The sequence below is a fragment of the Bradyrhizobium sp. AUGA SZCCT0158 genome (assembly GCF_018130065.1).
Taxonomy (GTDB): domain Bacteria; phylum Pseudomonadota; class Alphaproteobacteria; order Rhizobiales; family Xanthobacteraceae; genus Bradyrhizobium.
Genome location: NZ_JAFCME010000001.1, coordinates 240,755 through 263,744, shown reverse-complemented (window position 1 = coordinate 263,744; position 22,990 = coordinate 240,755). Strand labels below are relative to the sequence as shown.

At 64.6% G+C, this 22,990-nt stretch carries 2 protein-coding genes; both read left to right on the top strand.

The annotated features are described in order from the left end of the window. Window position 1: 1 nt before the first annotated feature. A complete protein-coding gene (locus JQ574_RS01150; RefSeq protein ID WP_212383186.1) occupies window positions 2–6,568 on the top strand; it encodes a non-ribosomal peptide synthetase in 6,567 nt (2,188 codons plus the stop codon). Beyond that, entirely contained in the window at window positions 6,561–22,988 is a 16,428-nt protein-coding gene (locus tag JQ574_RS01145; protein WP_212383182.1) for a non-ribosomal peptide synthase/polyketide synthase, read from the top strand. Before JQ574_RS01150 ends, JQ574_RS01145 begins: the two co-directional genes overlap by 8 nt. The last annotated feature ends 2 nt before the right edge of the window (window positions 22,989–22,990 follow it).

The following is a 22,990-nucleotide window of genomic DNA, read 5'->3' as shown; positions in this document are numbered from 1 at the left end:
AATGGCGGATTCATTGAAACCCGATTTGCGGGAGCTGGATGCAGAAGGGTTGAGAAAACTCCTGGCGTTGGCCAAGGACCGGAGCCGGAACGCCAACAGGGGCGAACCCGTCGCGATACCGGCGGTGCCACGCGACGGGCCTTTGGCATTGTCCTTTGCGCAACAGCGGCTTTGGCTGCTGACGCAGCTCGAGGGCAGCAGCACCAACTATCACATTCGCGGCGCGTTGCGCCTTGTTGGCGATCTCGACGTCATCGCCTGGCGTCGCAGTCTGGACCAGCTGTTTGCGCGTCACGAATCCCTGCGAAGCATTTTTCGCGTTGTCGACGGACAGCCCAGCGTCGAGCTGCTGCCTGCCGGCCAGGGCGTGCCTTTGCTCGTACATGATTTACGGGCCGATCCGGCGCGCGAGCAGGTGCTTGTGCGGCTGAGCCGCGATGAGGCGAATACGTCCTTCGATCTCTCCCAGGGGCCGTTGATCCGCGGTCGCCTCATCCGGACCGCGGAGAGCGAATATCTGTTCCTGCTGACCCAGCATCATATCGTTTCCGACGGCTGGTCCATTGCTGTGCTCGTGCGCGAGCTGGGCGCCTTGTATCGCGCCTTCATGGCCGGCGAGGGCGATCCACTGCCGGCGCTGCCGATTCAGTATCCGGACTATGCCGCCTGGCAACGGCAGTGGCTGGCGGGTGAGCGATTGCAGCGGCAGGTCGATCACTGGCGGCAGGCGCTGGCGGGCGCTCCGGCGCTGCTCGAGCTGCCCACCGATCGGCTGCGGCAACCGAACAAGTCTATCGCCGGCGCGTCCTTGCCGATCGAGATCGACGCGGGACTTGCGCATGGCATCAAGCGGCTAAGCCAGTCTCATCGCGCGACCGTATTCATGACAGTGCTGGCGGCATGGGCGGCCGTGCTGTCGAGGCTATCGGGTCAGAACGATGTCGTGATCGGTACGCCGACGGCCAACCGCAACCGGCGGGAAATCGAAGGTCTGGTCGGCTTCTTCGTCAACATGCTGGCGCTTCGCGTCGATCTGTCGGGTGAGCCTGATGTGGCGGAGCTACTGAGCCGCGTGCGCGGTGCGGCGCTGGCGGCTCAGGATCACCAGGATCTGCCGTTCGAGCAACTCGTCGAGATCATCCAGCCGCCGCGGCGTCTGGATCATGCCCCGGTGTTTCAAGTCGTGTTCGCCTGGCAGAACAACGAGTCGGCGGCGTTTGAACTGCCGGGCCTGAGAGCCGAAATCACGGATACGGTGCTCAACAAGGTCAAGTTCGATCTTGAGCTCAACCTGGGCGAGGCCGGCGGCCGCATCATCGGGGCTCTGAATTACGCGACAGCCCTGTTTGATGAAGCAACCATCAAGCGTCATCGCGACTATCTTCTCGCCGTACTGCGAGCCATGGTTGCCGATTCAGATCAGGTCGTCGACCGGATCGATGTGACTGATGCCAGTGAGCGCGAACTCGTTCTGAAGAGCTGGAACCAGACCGCTGCGCCGTTCCCGTCCGAACATTGTATCCATGAACTGTTTGCGGAGCAGGCCCGAAAGGCACCTGAAGCGACTGCGCTGGTGCACGAGGATATTCGTCTAAGTTATGGCGAACTGGATGCGAGGGCCAACCAGCTCGCGCGTTACCTGATCGGGCGGGGCGTGGGTCCGGACCAGCCGGTCGCGATCTGCCTCGAACGCGGCATCGCGATGATCGTCAGCCTGCTGGCCGTACTTAAGGCAGGCGGCGCCTATCTGCCGCTCGATCCCGCCTATCCCGCCGAACGGCTGCGGGAGATCGTCGATGACGCAAAACCAAAGCTGTTGATTTGCGACGACGCCGGGTGCGCGGCGCTCGCGGGAACGGCGTGCGAGATCGTTGATCTGGAAGCGGGGGCGCCTGTTATTGCCGGGTTGGCGAAGTCAAATCCGGAGGTCGTGGGCCTGACATCGCGTCATCTCGCCTACACTATCTATACGTCGGGTTCTACCGGCACGCCCAAAGGCGTGATGGTCGAGCATCGCGGCGCGGTGAACCTGGCGCTGGCCCAACGGGGGCTGTTTGAAGTTTCCGCGCGCAGCCGCGTCGTTCAGTTCGCTTCCTTCAGCTTTGACGCCAGCACCTGGGAAGTCGTCATGGCCCTGTGCTCCGGGGCCGAATTGTTTCTGCTCGGCCCGCGAGAGCATCGCAACGCGGCGGAACTGCTGGACTATCTGGCACACAACGGCATTACACACGCAACCCTGCCGCCCGCCTTGCTGCAGGGGCGCACGGACCTTGATCGTCTGGCATCACTTCGGGTGCTTGTCCTCGCCGGTGAACTGCCCAGGGCCGAGCTGATCAAGGGCGTTCCTTCGGGCGTGGCCGTTTTCAACGGCTACGGTCCCACGGAGACAACCGTCTGCGCCACAACCTGGTTGCGGCCGATGGACTTCGAAGGCGGCGTCATCCCGATCGGTCGCCCGCTCCCGAACACGCAGGTTTACCTGCTGGATAGGTTCGGTGCGCCGGTTCCGCTTGGGGCGATCGGTGAGATTTATGTCGGCGGAGCAGGGGTCGCTCGCGGATATCTCAATCGCGCCGATCTGACGGCGGAACGCTTCGTATTCGATCCCTTCAGCGGTGACGCAGAGGCGCGGATGTACCGCACCGGCGATCTCGGGCGCTATTTGCCGGACGGCAATATCGAGTTCCTCGGCCGCAATGACCATCAGGTCAAGATCCGTGGCTTCCGCATTGAATTAGGCGAGATCGAGTTCCGGCTGAACGGGCACCCCGGTGTTGCTGATGCGGTGGTGCTGGCGCGCCACGATCATGGCGGCGACCAGCGGCTGGTCGCCTATGTGGTGCCGGCAGCGCAGCATGATGACGGTGGTGAATTGGCGGCTGCGCTGCGCGCCCACCTCCGCGCCGGCTTGCCGGAATACATGGTGCCGTCGGCTTTCGTGCGTTTGGAAGCGTTGCCGCTCACGCCGAACGGCAAGATCGATCGAAAGGCATTGCCGTCGCCCGAGGACGATGCCTTCGTGCGCCGCGACTATGAAGCGCCGCTAGGCGAACGCGAAGAAATCGTTGCGAAGGCCTGGACCGAACTGCTTGGCGTCGAGCGCATTGGGCGCAACGATCATTTCTTTGAACTCGGCGGTCACTCGCTGCTCGCAGTCCGCATGCTGGAGCGGTTGCAGCGGCATTCGCTCAGCGCGGACGTGCGTACGCTGTTTGCCCGGCCGGTGCTGGCTGATTTCGCCGCGAGCCTCGATGGCGGCGGCGTGGCCGACGTGCCGGCCAACGTGATCCCGATGCAGGCGACGGCGATCACGTCCGACATGTTGCCGCTGATCGCGTTGGAGCAATCGGACATCGACCGCATCGCGGCGAACGTTCCCGGTGGCGTTGCCAACATCCAGGACATCTACGGATTATCGCCGCTGCAGGACGGCATACTGTTTCACCATCTGCTGGCAGCGGAGGGCGACCCTTATCTGCTGGTCGGGCAGATGGCGTTTGCAAACCGCGATTTGCTCGACCGCTATCTCGCAGCCGTTCGGCAGGTGATCGATCGTCACGACATTCTCCGCACCTCCATTGCATGGGAGGGCTTGTCCACGCCAGCGCAGGTGGTATGGCGACAGGCTCTCCTTGTTGTCACCGAGGTCGAACTGGACTCCCAAAGCCCGGCGCACGAACAGCTTGCGCAGCGTTTTGATCCGCGGCGGAGCAGGATCGATCTTGGCCAGGCGCCGCTGTTGCGCTTTGCGGTGGCCCGCGATCCCGGCAAGGATCGCTGGCTGCTGCTGGTGCTGCTGCATCACCTGATCGGCGATCATTCCACGCTGGAAGTGATGCATGACGAAGTTCGACAGATATTGGCCGGGCGTGGTCATGAGTTGCCGGCTCCGTATCCGTTCCGAAATCTCGTGGCTCAGACGCGGGGAGCGGAAGCGACGGCCGGGCATGAGCGCTTTTTCCGCGGCATGCTGTCAGATGTCGATGAACCGACCACGCCGTTTGGTTTGGACAGGGTGCACGGCGACGGCCGTGGCGTGTCGGAAGCCCGGCGAACGCTGTCGCAATCGCTCAACGGACGGCTGCGGGTTCAGGCGCGGCGTCTGGGCGTGAGTCTAGCCAGTCTCTGCCATCTCGCCTGGGGCCAGGTGGTGGCGCGGAGCAGCGGACGCGAGCGCGTCGTGTTCGGCACGGTGTTGTTTGGCCGCATGCATGCCGGCGCCGGTGGTGATCGCACCATGGGATTATTCATCAACACATTGCCGCTGCGGCTCGACCTCGATGGCACCGCGGTCGAAGACAGCGTTCGCCGTGCGCACGCCCGGCTCACCGAACTGATGGCGCATGAGCATGCCTCGCTGGCGCTTGCCCAAAGGTGCAGCAAGGTTGCGGCGCCGGCCCCCTTGTTCAGTTCGATCCTGAACTACCGCCATAACGCCATGCCGGCCGACTCATGCGTGGGTGAGTCCGCCGTGGGCGTGGACGGAATCGAGTGGCTCGGCGGCGAAGAGCGCACCAACTATCCCTTGATGCTGTCCGTCGAGGATTACGGTCAGGCACTGGGTCTGACGGCGCAAGTGATCCATCCGCTGTCGCCCGAACGCGTCTGTGCGTTGATGCAGCATGCGCTCGAGCAACTGGCCGATAATCTGGAGCGACGGCCGCAGTTTCCCGTCCGGCAACTCGACATTTTGCCGCCTGAGGAGCGCGAACTCCTGCTCGATACGTGGAATCGGGCGGACGCCGGGTATCCGCGAGACCGTTGCCTTCACGCCCAGTTCGAAGAGCAGGTGCGCCGGTCCCCGGATTCGATCGCGCTGGTGTTTGGCGATGCGGCGCTGAGCTATGGCGAGCTGAACCAGCGAGCCAACAGACTGGCTCGAGGCTTGCGGGATTACGGCGTCGGGACGGACGTCGTGGTCGGTCTGGCGCTGGAGCGCGGCGTCGCGATGATGGTGGCGTTGCTGGCGGTGCTGAAGGCCGGCGGGACGTATCTGCCGCTCGATCCGGATTATCCGGCGGAGCGGCTTTTCCACATGCTGCGCGACAGCGGCGCAGGACTGGTGCTGACGCAGACGTCGCTGCTGGAGCAGTTTGCCCCGGTGCTGAAGGAGACCGGCGCCGAAGCGTGGCTGCTCGATGAGGCGGATAGAGGCGGGGATCATGGCGCTGGTAATCTCGACGTCGCCATCCACCCCGAGAGTCTGGCCTATGTGATCTACACGTCGGGTTCGACCGGCCTGCCCAAGGGCGTGATGGTCCGCCACGACGCAGTGACGAATTTTTTGGCGACGATGGCGGAACAGCCGGGGATGACGCCGCAGGACCGCGTGCTCGGCCTGACCTCGCTGTCGTTCGACATTGCGGTGCTGGAATTGTGGTTGCCGCTCACGCTGGGCGCCCGCGTCGTGCTGGCGGATCGCGCCGCCGCGCATGATCCGGGTCAACTGAAGGCGCTGGTGACAGCCCAAGGCGTGACGATGATTCAGGCGACGCCGTCGACCTGGCGGATGCTGCTCGATCACGATGGGCCACCGCTTCCGCAAAGCTGCCGGGTGCTGTGCGGCGGCGAGGCGCTGCCGCCGGACCTTTCGCGGCGGCTGGTGACGCAGGCCGGCGAGCTCTGGAACCTGTACGGCCCGACCGAGACCACCGTGTGGTCAGCCCGCCATCGCCTCGACGCGCAGGATGACCGCCCGATGCTGGGCGGTCCGATCGGCAAGACCACGCTGCACATCCTGGATAATGATCTCAATCTCGCGCCGGTCGGGGTTGCCGGCGAACTCTATATCGGCGGCGAGGGATTGGCGCGCGGCTATTGGCAGCGCGGCGCGCTGACGGCGGAACGTTTTATTCCCGATCCGTTTGGCCCTGCCGGTGCACGGCTGTACCGCACCGGCGATGTGGCGCGGTGGCGATCCGACGGTGTGATCGAATATATCGGCCGCTCGGATCACCAGGTGAAGATCCGCGGCTTCCGGATCGAGCTTGGCGAGATCGAGGCACGGCTGATGGAACAGGCCGCAGTGCGCGCAGCCATTGTGGTGGCGCGCGAGGTCGGCGCTGGCCGCCAGTTGGTGGCCTATGTCAGCGGCGAGGCGTCGCTGGATGGCTCAGCGCTCAAGACCGCGCTGTCATCGGTGCTGCCGGATTACATGGTGCCGGCGCGCATCGTGGTGCTGGACCGGCTGCCGCTGACGCCGAACGGCAAGATCGACCGCAAGGCGCTGCCGGCGCCGGACCAGCTTGCGACTGCCGAGCATGTCGCGCCGCGCACGCCAACCGAGGCGGCGCTGGCTGCGATCTGGGCCGATCTGCTGCGCCAGCCCAATATAGGCGTGACCGACAACTTCTTCGAGCTCGGTGGGGATTCTCTCACCGCCGTCCAGCTCATCAGCCGCATCAAGCGCGATCTCGGCCATGATCTGCCGCTGAACCGCCTGTTTGAAATGACGACCGTTGAGACGATGGCGGCTGGCCTCGCCCCGGAGATTCAGGTCGACAAGCGCGGCGATGACATCGCCGCGATGCTCGACATGTTGAAGGAAGTCGAATTTTCCGATGAGTGATCCCGCCACCACGCAGAAGCAGCAGCTTGCCGACATCTCACGGCGATTGATGCGCATGGATGCGAACAAGCAGCATGCGTTCCTGACGCAGCTCGCAGCCAAGGGCGTTAACCTCGCCATGCTGCCGATTGCGCGCCAGCAACGGACGCGCGCACCGCTTTCCTTTGCGCAGTCGCGCCTCTGGTTCCTGTGGCGAATGGATCCGGACAGCGCCGCCTACAACATCTCGGCGACCGTGCGGGTGCGCGGTAAACTCGATGTGCATGCGATGCAGCAGGCCTTCGACAGGCTGGTTATCAGGCACAGCGCGCTTCGCACGGTGTTTCGGCAGGAGGGCAGGGAAGCCGAGCAGATCCTGCTCGATCCGCAGCCGGTCGAGATCAGGCACGTCAAGGTGGATGGCCATGATCGCGAACAGCAGGCTCACCCGCTGGCGCGCGAGGAAGCCGCACGACCCTTCGATCTCGAGGCCGGCCCGCTCATGCGGGTCGTAGTGCTGACGCTGGAAGAAGACGACAGGTTTGTCGTGGTCAGCCTGCACCATATCGTCGCCGATGGCTGGTCGATGGCGGTGCTGGTCGACGAGTTCTGGCAGCTGTATGCGGCCGTTGCGCGAGGCGGGGCGCCGGCGCTGCCGGAGCTCGATGTTGAATATATCGACTATGCCGAATGGCAACGACTCTGGATGAGCGCGGTCGACGGCGACCGGCAGATCGACTACTGGACGACGCGTCTCAAGCATCCTGCGGTGCTGCAGCTTCCCATCGATCGGGCGCGGCCGGCGGAGCCCGACCTCGCCGGGGCAGCAATTCGCATGGAGCTTGATCCGGCGCTCGCCGATGCCCTGCGTGCTTTGGCGCGTACGCAAAAGACGACGCTGTTCGCCGTCCTGCTGGCGAGCTTCAAGCTGCTGCTCTATCGTTACACTGGACAAACCGACATCAGCGTTGGCGTGCCGGTCGCCAATCGCCACCGGGACGAGACCCGGGGGATGATCGGCCTGTTCGTCAACACCCAGGTGCTGCGCACGCAGCTCGATGGGCGCGCGACAATCGCGGACTTCATCGTATCCGTCCATGCAGCCACGATCGAAGCCCAGGAGAACCAGGATCTTCCGTTCGAACGGCTGTTGGAGGTGCTGCAGCCGAAGCGCAGCCTGAACCAAAATACTCTCTTCCAGGTGCTCTACAATCACCAGCGTCGCCGGGCATCGGACAATTTGCTCGGCTTGACCGGCCTGCAGATCGAGAAAACCGAGCCCCATGTCGACACCGTCAAGTTCGATCTGGCGCTCGATAGCGAGGAGGGGCCGTCAGGGGAGATACGGGCGATCTTCACCTATGCGACGGCTCTGTTCGAAGCGGCGACGATCGAACGCCTTGCGGCGCATTGGACCACGCTCCTCGAGACGATGGCTCAGAAACCTTCTCAGTGCATCGCCAGAATCGCGCTGCTTTGCGAGCAGGAGCTGACTCAAATCAGGAGTTGGAACGGAGCAGATGCCGGTTCGGCGCCCCCGTTCACACCGGTGCATCAGACGGTGGCCCGCTTCGCCGCGCAAACACCTGATGCGCCAGCGCTTGTCTTTGGCGACGACGTCATCCCGTATGACGAGCTCAACCGTCGCGCCAACCGCCTTGCGCACCGCCTGATCCGTCTTGGTGTCGTCGGTTCCGATCTGGTCGGCCTGTCGGCGCAACGTTCGCCATCTCTCGTCGTGGCGCTGCTGGCCGTGCTGAAGACGGGCGCCGCCTATCTGCCGCTCGATCCCGACCACCCGGTCAAGCGGCAGCTCGCCACTATGCGCGACGCCGGCGTGCGTTTTGTGCTGACGGATGCGGCCGGGGTGCTGACCTCGCAACCATCCGGGGTCGAAGTTGTGCTGCTTGACGCCGACGATCCTGACCAGAATCTGGAGAGCGATCCTGCGATCGACGTGGCAGCGCAAAGCCTCGCCTATGTGATCTATACGTCGGGTTCGACCGGAATGCCGAAGGGCGTCGCGGTCGAGCATGGGCCATTCGCGATGCATTGCGAGCTGACCGCCGGGCTCTACGACATGGACCGGCATTCCCGCGAACTGCATTTCCTGTCCTTCACGTTCGACGGTGCGCATGAACGGCTCTGGACCGCGCTGACCTGCGGCGCCACGCTGGTGATGCGAGACGAGAATCTATGGTCAGCCGAGCAGACGCTCGACGTCATGCGCACGCAGCGCGTCACCAACGCCGGCTTTCCACCGGCTTACCTGCAGCAGCTCGCCGAATTTGCTGAGTGGCGCGGCGATCCACCGCCGGTCTCGCTCTATTCCTTCGGCGGCGAGGCGATGCCGAAAGCTGGCTTCGACAAGGTCAAGCGCGCGCTCAAGCCGAGGACGTTGATCAATGGTTACGGCCCGACGGAAACCGTCATAACGCCGCTGGTGTGGAAGGTCGATGCCAGCGAACAGATTGAGGGCAATTATGCGCCTATCGGTCGCCCGGTCGGCCGACGGTCGGCCTATGTCCTCGATGCCGATCTGAACATTGTACCGGTCGGCGTGACCGGCGAACTGTTCATCGGCGGCGAAGGGTTGGCGCGGGGCTACTGGCGGCGCGGCGCGCTGACGGCGGAGCGGTTCATCCCCGATCCGTTTGGCGCGCCGGGCATGCGGCTGTACCGCACCGGCGATCTGGCGCGGTGGCGCGCGGATGGCGTGATCGAATATCTCGGTCGCTCCGATCATCAGGTCAAGATCCGCGGTTTCCGGATTGAGCTCGGCGAAATCGAGGCGTGGCTGATGCGTCAGCCCGGCGTGCAATCGGCCGTCGTTGTTGCCCGCGACGCCGGCGCAAGCCAGCAACTGGTCGGTTATGTCTGTGGTGAAGGCGCGTCCGACGAGACGACAATCCTCAGCGCACTCTCGGACGGGCTGCCGGACTACATGGTGCCGGCTCGCATCATCAGACTTGAAAGTCTGCCGCTCACCACGCATGGCAAGGTGGATCGTGAGGCCTTGCCGGCCCCCGAAATGCACGCCGCCGCCGCACACGTCGCGCCGCGCACCGCGACGGAGACGACGCTTGCCGCGATCTGGGCGGAGCTCCTTGGCCAGCCCCTGATTGGCGTCGACGACAACTTCTTCGAACTTGGCGGCGATTCGATCATCTCGCTGCAGATGGTAGGTCGCGCCCGGCAGGCCGGCCTGCTGATCGAGCCGCGTGATGTTTTCCGGCACCAGACATTGCAGGAACTGGCGTTGGCGGCGCGCACGGAACAGACCATGCCGGCCACCGAACCCGAGAAGGATCTGGCGGGCAGCGAGCAACCGCTGTTGCCTATTCAAGCTCGGTTCTTCGGCGAGGATGCCGGCGAACGTCATCACTGGAACCAAGCCGTATTGCTGATGCCGCAGTCGCGGCTGGATTGGGCGGTCGTGGAGCGCACGGTCGCCGCTATCGTGGCCCATCACGATGCGCTGCGCCTTCGCTTCGAAGAGATCGACGATGTCTGGCGGGCCGCCTATGATACCGCGCCTCCAGCCTCGGAACTATTCTGGATTCGGAGCGGCATACGCGATGCGGCCGAGGTGACGGCGCTGGCGTCAGCGGCTCAGGCGAGCCTGTCATTGCAAGGACCGCTGTTGCGCGTGGTCGGAATGGACCTTGCCGACGGCAGCCAGCGGCTGCTGATATCGGTGCATCATCTCGTCATCGATGGCGTGTCGTGGCGGGTCCTGCTGGAAGACGTCGCATCAGTTTACGGCCAGATGGCACAGGGCGCGGCCTCGGTTGCATTGGCGCCAAAGAGCCAATCCTATTTGTCCTGGGCCGCACGCTTGAAAGCACATGCAGACAGCGCCGAGCTGGCTGCCGAGCTGCCGTATTGGATCGAACGCAAGCCCAACGCCGATCTGCCCTGCGACAACGATCACGGCGACGTCGATCGGGTTGCCGAGGGCGAGGAAATCTCGCTGACATTCGACGCGGGCCTGACGACGCGGCTACTCAAGGAGGCGCCGTCGGCCTACCGCACCCAGGTCAACGATCTGCTGCTGGCGGCGTTGGCGCGCGCGGTATCGTGCTGGAGCGGGATTGACGATGTTCTTGTCGAACTCGAAGGCCATGGCCGGGAAGATATTTTCGCGGGCACAGAGATTTCACGTACGGTGGGCTGGTTCACCACGGCGTTCCCTGTTCGCCTGCCTAGAGGTTCGGACGACGACGCTGCGCTGATCATCAAGGCCGTTAAGGAAGAGCTGCGGGCGATCCCCGCGCGCGGGCTGGGCTACGGCATTCTGCGCTATCTCGGCACCGAAGCGCAGCGCCACGCGCTTTCCGCAATCCCCGAGCCGCGTATCGTTTTCAATTACCTCGGCCAGTTCGATGCGAGCCTGGGTGAGGGAGCGTCGTTCAAGGTTGCGCCCGAGAGCGCCGGCGCCGCACGCAGTGCGAGCGCGCCTCTCGGCCGCTGGCTGAGCATCAACGGCCAGGTGCGGGATGGCCTGTTGCGGCTGTCGTTCAGTTTCGGTCGCAAGCGCTACCAGCGTGCGACGGTGGAACGCCTCGCAGAGCACTATGCGGCAGCCTTGCGTGAGCTGGTGGACCATTGCACCGGGGGCGCGCGCGGGATTACGCCGTCGGACGTCGAACTCTCCGGTTTGAGCCAGGTTGATCTCGACATTCTCAGTGCGACGATCGATTGCCGAGAGATCGAGGACATCTATCCGCTGTCGCCGATGCAGCAGGGCATGCTGTTCCATGCGTTGCGCGATGGCGAAAGCGGAAACTATGTCAACCAGGTCGGCCTGGAAATCCGCGGCATCGATTCCGGTAGGCTGCGAGCGGCCTGGCAGGAAGTGAGCGCCCGGCATGCGGTGCTGCGGACCGGCTTCGCCTGGCGCGAACTGTCGGGCGCGGCGCAGCAGGTGGTGTATCGTCATGTGACGTTGCCGTTCGTCGAAGAAGACTGGCGCGAGCAGACGTCCAGCATGAACCACAGCGAACTCGAGGCCGCGCTGGCACAGGCGTCGCAAACCGAGCGTATCAAGGGTTTCGATCTATCGCATGCGCCCCTGCAGCGGGTGCGGCTGATCAGACTAGGGGAAGACCGCCACTGGCTGATTTGGACGCATCACCACATTCTGCTCGACGGCTGGAGCTCGGCGCGGCTGGTGGCCGAGATACTGCAGCACGAACGCGGCAGCCGATTGCCTGCGGTGCGCGGACGGTATCGCGACTATATCGGCTGGCTGCAAAGGCAAAATCGTGACGCGTCGGCGGCGTTTTGGCGTACCGCCTTGGCCGAGCTGGACGAGCCGACCTTCCTGGCGGATGTGCTGGGGGGGCCTTCGAGCACAGGCGCATCCGGCCACGGTTCGCTGGAACTGTTTCTCACCGCTGATCTGACCGCAGGATTGCAGGCGTTTGCCAGGCGCGAGCGCGTGACGCTGAACACGCTCCTGCAGGGCGCCTGGGCGCATCTGTTGCGGCGTCATACCGGGCAGCGCGTTGTGTGTTTCGGAGCGACCGTGTCGGGCAGGCCTGCGGAGATCGCCGGGTCCGAAGACATGGTCGGCCTGTTCATCAACACTCTGCCGGTGGTCGATCAGGCACATCCGCAAGCCGAAATCGGTTCTTGGCTTCGCGACCTGCAGGAGCGCAACATTGACTTGCGCGACCATGGCTGGATGCCGCTCTACGAGATTCAGCGTCTGGCGGGACGATCCGGCCGGCCGCTGTTCGACAGCATCCTGGTGTTCGAGAACTATCCGATCGATGAGGCCCTGCGCGGCGAGAATGAAAGCGGCTCCCGCTTCGGTCGGGTCGAGCAGGTCTCGATCACCAATTATGCGCTTACGGTCGCGGTATTCGCCAAGACCGACGGCATTAATCTCGGTTTCCGGTATGACCGCGGCCGGTTCGACCAAGGCCAGATAAGATATTTGCAAGCCTGTTTGTCGCGCCTGCTCGCGCAGATCGTGACGGATGCCGCGGCACCGCTTAGCGAACTCACCGGGCTCGATGCCGATGAGGCCCGGCAAGTGCTGGCCTGGGGTGAAGGCGCAATCGAGCTGGACAAGAGTCTGGATTTTGGCGGCGGGATCGTCAGCCGGATCGAGGCGTGCGCGGCTGCTTTGCCGTCCTCGATCGCATTGATGTTCGGCGATCAACTGGTCAGCTATGGCGAGTTGAACGCTCGCGCCAATCGTCTGGCGCGACAATTGCGGGACCGCGGTATCGGTCGCGACCAACTGGTCGGTGTCGCGCTGGAGCGCAGCGTCGAGCTGATCGTCGGCGTTCTCGCGGCGCTGAAGGCGGGTGCAGCCTATTTGCCGCTCGACCCGGATTATCCGGTTGACCGGCTGCTGCATATGCTGCGGGACAGTGGCGCCAGGCTGGTGCTGACTCAAAGCCGGCTGCTTGAACGCCTCGCGCCCGTGATTGCCGAAGCGACCGCGGAGGCATGGACGATCGACGCCGAGAATAAGGCCGGGGCAGCGGAGCAGGGCAATCTCGACATTGCGCTTGATCCAGCCGGTCTCGCCTATGTGATGTACACGTCGGGATCGACGGGCATGCCAAAGGGCGTTGCCTGCTCGCATGGCGCGCTGGCCGCACGGCTCGGCTGGATGCAGGCGGAGTATCGCCTCGTTGCCAACGAAACCCTGCTGCAGAAAACGCCGTTCAGCTTCGACGTCTCGGTGTGGGAAATCTTGTGGCCGCTCACCGTTGGCGCTCGCCTTGCGATCGCCGCGCCGGGTGCGCATCGCGAACCGCGGCTTCTCATCAACGCAGTGGTTGCCCACGATGTAACCACGCTGCATTTCGTACCGCCGATGCTCGAGCATTTTATCGCAGAGCCGGAGGTGCAACGCTGCGTGACACTCAAGCGGCTGTTTGCCGGTGGTGAAGCCTTGTCGGCGGAGTTGAAGGCGCGCGTGCTCGCGGCCTTCCCCAGGGTTCGCTTCGACAACCGCTATGGTCCGACCGAGGCCCTGATCAACGCGACGTTCTGGAATTGCCGTGACGATGGCTCTGCACGCGTGCCGATCGGACGACCGATTCCGGGCACGGCCATTCGCATCCTTGACGCCGGGCTGAATCTGGTTTCGGCCGGGGTGACGGGCGAGTTGTTCATCGGCGGCGTCGGGCTGGCGCGCGGCTATTGGCAGCGCCAGGGCCTGACGGCGGAGCGGTTCATCCCGGATCCGTTCGGCGGTCCCGGTGAGCGGCTGTACCGGACGGGGGATCTGGCGCGCTGGCGCCCGGACGGTGCCGTCGAGTATGTCGGGCGATCCGACCACCAGATCAAGATCCGCGGCTTCCGCATCGAGCTTGGAGAAATCGAAGCGCGGCTGCTGGAGCAGCCCGGCGTACGTTCCGCGGTGGTGGTTGCGCGCGAGGTGGGACTGGGGCGTCAGCTCTTCGGCTATGTTTGCGGGGCGGACGAACTTGACGGGACGGTTTTGCGCGCGGCGCTGTCGTCCGTGCTGCCTGACTACATGGTGCCATCGCGAATCCTGACGCTGGATCGGCTGCCGCTGGCGCCGAACGGCAAGGTCAACCGCCGTGCGCTCCCGGAACCGGATACGATCGGCACCGGCTCGGAGCACCAGGCGCCGCGTATCCAGGCGGAAATGGCGCTCGCGGCGATCTGGGCCGAACTGCTCGGCCGGCCTGTTGTGGGCCTATCCGACAATTTCTTCGAACTCGGCGGCGATTCGATCATCTCGCTGCAGATGGTGAGCCGGGCCCGACGCGCCGGTTACCTGATCGAACCGCGCGATGTGTTTCAGCATCAGACGCTGGAAGCCCTGGCGTATGCGGCACGTGCCGAGCAACTGAGCGAGACGCGGGCCGAGCAAGGGTTGATTGTCGGCGCACATCCATTGCTGCCGATCCAGATGCGGTTCTTTGCAGAGGATGTTGGAGAACGCGATCACTGGAACCAGGCGGTGCTGTTACGGCCAAAAGACCGGGTTGATTGGCAGGTCATGGGACGCGCGATAGCGGCCGTGCTGGCCCATCACGACGCGTTGCGGCTTCGCTTCGAAGCGAGGGACGGCGTGTGGCGCGCGGAGCACCGCGCTGCGCCTGACATGGCTGAGTTGTTGTGGGTCCGAAGCGCTGTTGATGGCGAAGCCGTCACGGCTCTTGCATCGTCGGCGCAGGCGAGCCTGTCGCTGGCCAATGGTCCGCTGCTGCGTGCGGTCGGGATCGATGTTGCCGACGGCAGCCAACGTTTGCTGATCGCGATTCATCATCTCGTGGTCGACGGCGTGTCGTGGCGGGTGCTGCTGGAAGACGTCGCGGCGGCGTACAGCCAGTTGACGCAAGGCAACGCGGTTGCGCTTCCGCCGAAGAGCCATGCCTATTCCCTGTGGGGGGCCCGGCTCGATGCTTACGCAGCGTCGTCCGAGCTCGCGGCAGAACTGCCCTATTGGGTGGAGCGCAGCGGAGTTACGGATTTTCCGTGCGACGACGATCATGGCGGTGTCGACACCATCGCCGACGCCGATGAAATCTCGCTGTCGTTCGAGGCTGAACTGACGCAACGCCTGCTGACGGACGCGCCTTCCGCCTATCGCACGCAAGTAAACGACCTTCTCCTCGCCGGCCTTGCGCGCGCCGTTTGGCGATGGAGCGGTCAGGACGATGTCCTGGTGGAGCTGGAAGGTCACGGCCGCGAGGATTTGTTCGGCGATATCGATATCTCGCGCACGGTCGGCTGGTTTACGACCGCGTTTCCTGTGCGTCTGGCCGGCGGCTCGCAGGATCCGTCGTCGTTGATCAAGACCGTAAAAGAAGAACTTCGCGCCATTCCCGGCCGCGGGCTGGGCTACGGCGTGTTGCGCTATCTCGGCTCGGAAGAGCAACGCATGGCCCTGTCGAGAGCGATCGAGCCGAAGATCACGTTCAATTATCTTGGCCAGATCGACGGCGGCGCCGGAGAGGCGTTCGCCATGGCGCCGGAAAGCGCGGGCTCCTCGCGGAGTGCATCGAGCCCTCTGCGGCGCTGGCTCAGCGTCAACGGCACGGTGCGCGAGGGCCAGTTGCGGCTGTCATTCGGCTTCGGCCGCAAGCGCTATCGGCGCGAGACGGTCGAACGGCTGGCCGTGTTGTATAACGCGGCGCTGCGGGAACTGGTCGATCACTGCTCGAGTGGTGTTTGCGGAATCACGCCGTCCGATGTGGCGTTGTCCGGGCTCAGCCAGACCGATCTCGACCGGCTCGAGCTCGACTGGCGCCAGATCGAGGATGTCTATCCGTTGTCGCCGATGCAGCAGGGCATGCTGTTCCATGCGATGCACGACGGCGAGAGCGGGCTTTATGTCAACCAGGTCGCTGCCGAGATACACGGCCTTGATGCCGGCAAGCTTCGTCTGGCCTGGCAGGCGGTCAGCGACCGCCATGCGGTGCTGCGCACCGGGTTTGTCTGGCGTGACCTGTCGGGTTCGGCGCAACAGGTGGTCTATCGCCACGCCGAGGTGCCGTTCATCGAGGAGGATTGGCGCGCGCGCCTTGCGGTGCTGGAGCCATCCGCACTGGATGCAGCCCTGACGGACGTCTCGTGCCAGGAACGCCTCGAAGGCTTTGACCTGTCGCGGCCGCCGTTGCAGCGGGTCCGGCTGATCCGTCTTGGCGAAGACCGTCACTGGCTGATCTGGACCCATCATCACATCCTGCTCGACGGATGGAGTTCGGCGCGACTGATCGCCGAAGTGTTGAAGTATAGCGGCGACGGCCGGTTGCCTGCCTTGCAGCGCCGCTATCGGGATTACATCGGCTGGCTGCAGAGCAGGGATCGTGACGCCGCAGCCATCTTCTGGCGGAACGCGATGGCGGAGCGGGGCGAGGCGGGCTTCCTCTCGGATGGCTCGGCGGAGCGGTCGAGCGGAGAAGCAACGGGTCACGGTGCGCTGGCGCTGGAAATGGACGTCGCGCTGACCGGGCGGCTGCAGCAATTCGCGGCGCGCGAGCGCGTGACGCTGAACACTTTGGTGCAGGCGGCATGGGCGCAATTGCTGCGCCAGCATACCGGGCAGGGCACGGTCTGCTTCGGCGTCACCGTGTCGGGCCGGCCGTCGGAACTGGCAGGCTCCGAGGACATGGTGGGCCTGTTCATCAACACCTTGCCGGTCGTCGACAGCGTCGCTCCGCAGCAGAAAGTCGGCGCATGGTTGCGCGAGCTGCAGGATCGCAATCTGACCATGCGCGAATTCGGCTGGACGCCGCTCTATGAAATCCAGCGCCTGGCGGGACGACCCGGACGGCCGCTGTTCGACAGCATCCTGGTGTTCGAGAATTATCCGGTCGACAGCGCGCTGAAGGAGAAGAACCAGCGCGTCCGTGTCGGCGAGACAAGGATCACCGAGACCAGCAACTATCCGCTGTTCGCGAGCGTCGGTCTCGACGAGCGGCTGCGGCTGGTGCTCAACTATCAGCGCAAGCATTTTGATGAGGCCCAGGTGGCGCGGCTGCAGGCCGCCTTCGTGCGGTTACTGGAGGCGTTGAGCGCCGATGCGGATCGACCGTCCGGCATGATCGCGGCGAACGATCCTGCGGATGAGGCGCTGCTTTTGCGCATGAACAGTACCCGTCGTGATCGACCACGCCGGGGAATTGTCGCGCAGTTCGAAGAGCAGGTTCGCCGGTCCCCGGCTTCGATCGCGCTGGTGTTTGGCGATGAGGAGCTGAGCTATGGCGAGCTGAACAAGCGGGCCAACAGGCTGGCGCGGGGGTTGCGGGGTTACGGTGTCGGGACGGACGTGGTGGTCGGTCTGGCGCTGGAGCGCGGCGTCGCAATGATGGTAGCGTTGCTGGCGGTGCTGAAGGCCGGCGGGGCGTATCTGCCGCTCGATCCGGATTACCCGCCGGGGCGGCTTTCGCACATGCTGCGCGACAGCGGCGCAGGACTGGTGCTGACGCAGACGTCGTTGCTGGATCAGTTTTCGCCAGTGCTGAAGGAGACCGGCGCCGAGGCGTGGCTGCTCGACGAGGAGGATAGAGGCGGGGACCGTGATGCCGGCAATCTCGATATCGCTGTCCACCCTGAGAGCCTGGCCTATGTGATCTACACCTCAGGCTCGACCGGCCTGCCCAAGGGCGTGATGGTCCGCCACGATGCGGTGACGAACTTTCTGGCGACGATGGCGGAACAGCCGGGAATGACGCCGCAGGACCGCGTGCTCGGCCTGACCTCGCTGTCGTTCGACATAGCGGTGCTGGAACTATGGCTGCCGCTCACGCTGGGGGCGCGCGTGGTGCTGGCGGATCGTGCCGCCGCGCATGATCCGGGTCAACTGAAGGCGCTGGTGACAGCCCAAGGCGTGACGATGATTCAGGCGACGCCGTCGACCTGGCGCATGCTGCTCGATCATGACGGGCCACAGCTTCCGAAAAGCTGCCGCGTGCTGTGCGGCGGCGAGGCGCTGCCGCCGGATCTTTCGCGAAGGCTGGTGGCGCAGGCCGGCGAGGTCTGGAACCTGTACGGTCCGACCGAGACGACGGTGTGGTCGGCCCGCCACCGCCTCGATGCGCAGGACGACCGTCCGATGCTGGGCGGACCGATCGGCAACACCACGCTGCGCATCCTGGACAACGATCTCAACCTTGCGCCGGTCGGGGTTGCCGGCGAACTCTATATCGGCGGCGAGGGTCTTGCGCGGGGCTACTGGCAGCGCGGCGCGCTGACGGCGGAACGTTTTATTCCCGATCCGTTTGGCCCTGCCGGTGCACGGCTGTACCGCACCGGCGACGTGGCGCGGTGGCGCGCCGACGGCGTGATTGAATATATCGGCCGCTCCGATCACCAGGTAAAAATCCGCGGTTTCCGGGTCGAGCTCGGCGAGATCGAGGCGCGGCTGATGGAGCAGGCCGCCGTGCGCTCAGCCGTGGTGGTGGCGCGTGAGGCTGGCGCGGGTCGCCAGCTCGTAGGCTATGTTAGCGGCGGGGCGTCGCTGGACGGATCGACGCTCAAGACCGCGCTGTCATCGGTGCTGCCGGATTACATGGTCCCGGCGCGGATTGTGGTACTGGATCGATTGCCGCTGACGCCGAACGGCAAGATCGACCGCAAGGCGCTGCCGGCGCCGGATCAGCTCGCCACCGCCGAGCATGTGGCGCCGCGCACGCCAACCGAGGCGACGCTGGCCGCGATCTGGGCCGATCTGCTGCGCCAACCCAACATCGGTGTGACAGACAACTTCTTTGAGCTCGGCGGGGACTCGATCATTTCCCTGCAAATGGTCAGCCGCGCACGCCGCGAAGGCGTCTTGATTGAGCCGCGGGACTGCTTTCAGCATCAAACGATCGAAACGCTTGCAGCGGTCTCCCGGCAAGTCCGGCCACCAATGGAAGCGCCGGCGCCGGTGCGGGGCTCACTCTCGGGCCTGACCAGCGAACAGCTCGAAAAGCTCGGTCTCGACTGGAGCCGGATCGAGGACACCTACCCGTTATCGCCGATGCAGCAGGGCATGCTGTTCCACAGCCTGCGCGACGCCGGCAGTGGCGTTTACGTCAATCAGGTCAGTGTTGAAATCCGTGGGCTCGACTCCGAACGCTTCCGGTCTGCATGGCGCGAGGTGACCGCGCGTCATCCGATGCTTCGGACCGGATTCCTGTGGCGCGAGCTATCCGGATCGCCGCTGCAAGCCGTCTATCGCGACGCCGCCGCGCCGTTCGAACAGGAAGACTGGCGCGGGCAAATCGTTACCGACGAACGCATTGCGGCGGCTCTGGCCGGCGAGCGTGCTGCCGAATTTGACCTCTCGGCGCCGCCCCTGCAAAGGGTCCGGCTGCTGCGCCTCGAGGACGACTTCTATCGCTTGATCTGGACCTATCATCACATCCTGATGGACGGCTGGAGCTCGGCGCGCTTTGTCGGCGAGGTGCTGGAGCGCTATTACGGCGGGTCGCCCGCGGCGAACCCGACGCATTACCGCGACTATATCGCGTGGCTGGTGGCGCAGGACGCGCAAGCGGCCGAAGGCTTCTGGCGCGAACAACTCAAGTCCTTTGACGAGCCGACGCAACTCGCCGATGCCTTCGGTTCTCGCCGTCATCCGGCTTCCGGCCACGCGCGCTGTTACACGCGGCTCGGCGCGACGGCGACCGCGCAGTTGAAGGCGTTTGCTCGCCGTGAGCGGATCACGCTTAATACCATTGTCCAGGGTGTGTGGGCCTTGTTGCTGCAGCGTTATACGGGTCAGCAGACCGTGACTTTCGGCGTCACCGTCGCCGGTCGCCCGGCCGGCCTCGATGGATCGCAGCAGATGCTCGGTCTCTTCATCAACACGTTGCCCGTGATCGAATCGCCGTCGCACGCAAGCACGGTCGGAGAATGGTTGCGGGCGCTTCAGGATCGTAACCTCGCGATCAGGGATTTCGAGCACACGCCGCTCTACGACATTCAGAGCTGGGCCGGACGCGGCGGTCAGACGATGTTCGACAGCATCATCGTATTCGAGAACTATCCGATTGAACGCGGCATGCTGCAGAAGGGGGATGGCTCGCTGCAGTTCGGTGGCCTGAAGAATGTCGACGTGACGAACTATCCGATGGACCTGTCGGTGCTCGTCGAGGAAACGCTTCAGGTCGAATACACCTATATGCCGAGCCATTTTACGGCAGCGCAGGCCGAGCAGCTCAGGCTGCAGTTCGAGCATCTGCTGGCGGCGCTGACGCGGGACGCGTCGGTGCTGCTCGGCAGCATCGATCCGGTCACGACGGTCGATGCCGGTCTTGCCGACAACTGCAATCGCCACGCGGTGTCTGCCGTCGCGTTGCCGCTGGTGCATGAGGCGATCAGCGCACATGCGAGGCGTCACCCGGAACGAACCGCTCTTACCATCGGCGGCAAGGTGCTCTCGTTCGGAGCGCTCGACACCAAAGCCAATCGTCTTGCCCATCACCTGATTGGCCGCGGGCTCAAGCCCGAGCAGCGCGTCGGCGTCGTGGTCGAACGAACCGAAGCCACGATGGTCGCGCTGCTCGCCGTCCTCAAGGCGGGCGGCGCGTACGTTCCGCTCGATCCGGAGCTCCCGCCCGAGCGCCGCAGGTTTGTGATGCGCGATGCCGGGATTTCGTTCCTGCTGACGGGGCAGCTCGAAGAGGACCTGGACGATGTCGAAAGGATTTCTCTTTCCACATTCGATTTCGGTGCGGGTCCGGACCATGCGCCGCAACCGGATTTGAGCTCCGAAAACCTCGCTTATCTGATCTACACCTCCGGTTCGACCGGAACACCAAAAGGTGTGGCGGTTGCCCACGGGCCGCTCGCGATGCACTGTCACGTCACGGGAAGCCTCTACGAGATCGACGAGGACTCGTGCGAATTGCATTTCCTGTCGCTGGCTTTCGACGGCGCGCATGAGCGCTGGTTGACGGTGCTGTCGCACGGCGCGCGGCTCCTGATGCGTGACGCGGAGTTGTGGACGCCGGAGCAAACCGTCGAAGCTTTGCACGCCCATGGCGTCAGCCATATCGGCCTGCCGCCCGCCTACCTTCAGCAGGTCGCGGAGTGGGTCGAGCAGGCGGCCAACCCGCCCCCGGTCAAACTGTATTCCTTCGGCGGCGAGGCGATGCCGAAGGCGGGTTTCGACAAGGTCAAGCGCGTCCTGAAACCGCGCATCCTGATCAACGGTTACGGTCCGACCGAAACCGTGGTCACGCCGCTGGTCTGGAAGGTTGATGGCGACGCCGAATGCGATACGCCCTACGTGCCGATCGGTCTGCCGGTCGGTGATCGCAGCGCCTACATTCTCGATGGCTCGCTCAATATCATTCCCGCCGGCGTCGCAGGAGAGCTCTATCTCGGAGGCCTTGGGCTGGCGCGTGGTTATCACGGCAAAGCGGGCATGACGGCCGAGCGTTTCGTGCCCGACCCGTTCGCAGCGGCGCCCGGCGCCCGGCTGTACCGCACCGGCGACCTGGCGCGATGGTGTGAGGACGGCACCATCGAGTATCTCGGCCGCAGCGACGACCAGGTCAAGATCAACGGCTTCCGGATCGAGCTTGGCGAGATCCAGACCTCGCTTCTTCGTCACGAGGAGATCGAGCAGGCGGCGGTGGTGGCGCTGCCGGGCGCTGCCGGAAGCCAGCTCGTTGCCTATGTCGCGCCGAAGGCGGCAAAGGACGCGTCGGGAGCGCCTGCCGAAGCGCTGGTCGACAGATTGACCGAATTCCTGAGGCGGACATTGCCGGTCTACATGGTGCCGGCACGGATCATGGTGCTGGACCGCCTGCCGGTCATGTCGAGCGGAAAGATCGACCGGCGCGCGCTGCCGGCGCCCGACACCGCGGCGCGAAGCTTCGTTGCCCCGCAGGGGGCGGTGGAAACCGCGATGGCCCGTCTGTGGGCCGATATACTCAAGCTGCCGCAAGTCGGCGTCACCGACAATTTCTTCGAACTTGGCGGCAACTCGATCCTTAGTCTCAAGGTCGTTGCCCGGCTCCGTCAGGACAAGAGTTTTGGCATCGAGATCAAGCTTCGCGATCTCCTGCAAAAACCGACGATCCATGCGCTGCTGGCTGATACCAGTGCCGCCGCTGCAGCAGCGCCGTCGGCGTTGCTGCCACTGAACGTTGCGGTTTCTGGAACGCAGCCGGTGTTCTGCGTGCATGGCGGTTTCGGTACCGTCTTCGATTATGGACCGCTGGCGCGGCGCCTCCAGGGACGCCGGCAGGTGATCGGGCTGCAATCGCGGATGCTTGTCGACAGTTCGTGGAGCGACCGGTCGCTCGAGGCGATGGCGGCGGATTATGCGCGCGAGATCAGGCAGGTGCAGCCCCGCGGTCCGTACAGCCTGATCGGTTGGTCGCTGGGAGGACTTCTCGTCACGCTCGTTGCGGCCGAACTCGAACGAAGCGGTGAGCGTGTGGTTCGTCTTGCCTTGGTCGACAGCTTCGTGCTGCGGACACACGGCGGATCGGATCGGCAGGATACCGTTGACCACTGGGCCGATGATCTCGCGGGATTACTGTCGGCCGTTGTTCCGAACGCTGCATCGGGCCGCATCCGTCCGCATGTGGAAGCGGCGAAACGCGCCGGCATGCCGGAGACGTCCGAAAACGTCCGGCGTCTGGCCGCACAGGTACTGGAAGCGGTGCAGGGACCATTGCCGGACGACACACTGCTCGGCGTCGACGACCTGTCCAGCGCCTTCGCTGTCGGGCGGCATCTGAAAACCCTGACCCAAAACGCAGCACCGCCGCACCGTCTCGCGGCCGCGCCATTGTGCTGGTGGACGTCAGGCCGTCTTGCGCAGCGTGATCGGCTGGAGGCGCAGCTCCCGAACGCCGTTGACCGCGGCATTGTTGGGGACGACCATTTTACGATCCTCAGGGATGCCGATTTTCTCGATGAGATCTGCGCGCTGCTGGCTCCGGAGGCGACATCGACAACGTCGCAGGACCAGGTGCCGGAACCGGCGGAGTGAAC

Coding starts and splice junctions, on each gene's coding strand:
- JQ574_RS01150 (WP_212383186.1), top strand. CDS start 2: ATGGCGGATTCATTGAAACCCGATTTGCGGGAGCTGGATGCAGAAGGG.
- JQ574_RS01145 (WP_212383182.1), top strand. CDS start 6,561: ATGAGTGATCCCGCCACCACGCAGAAGCAGCAGCTTGCCGACATCTCA.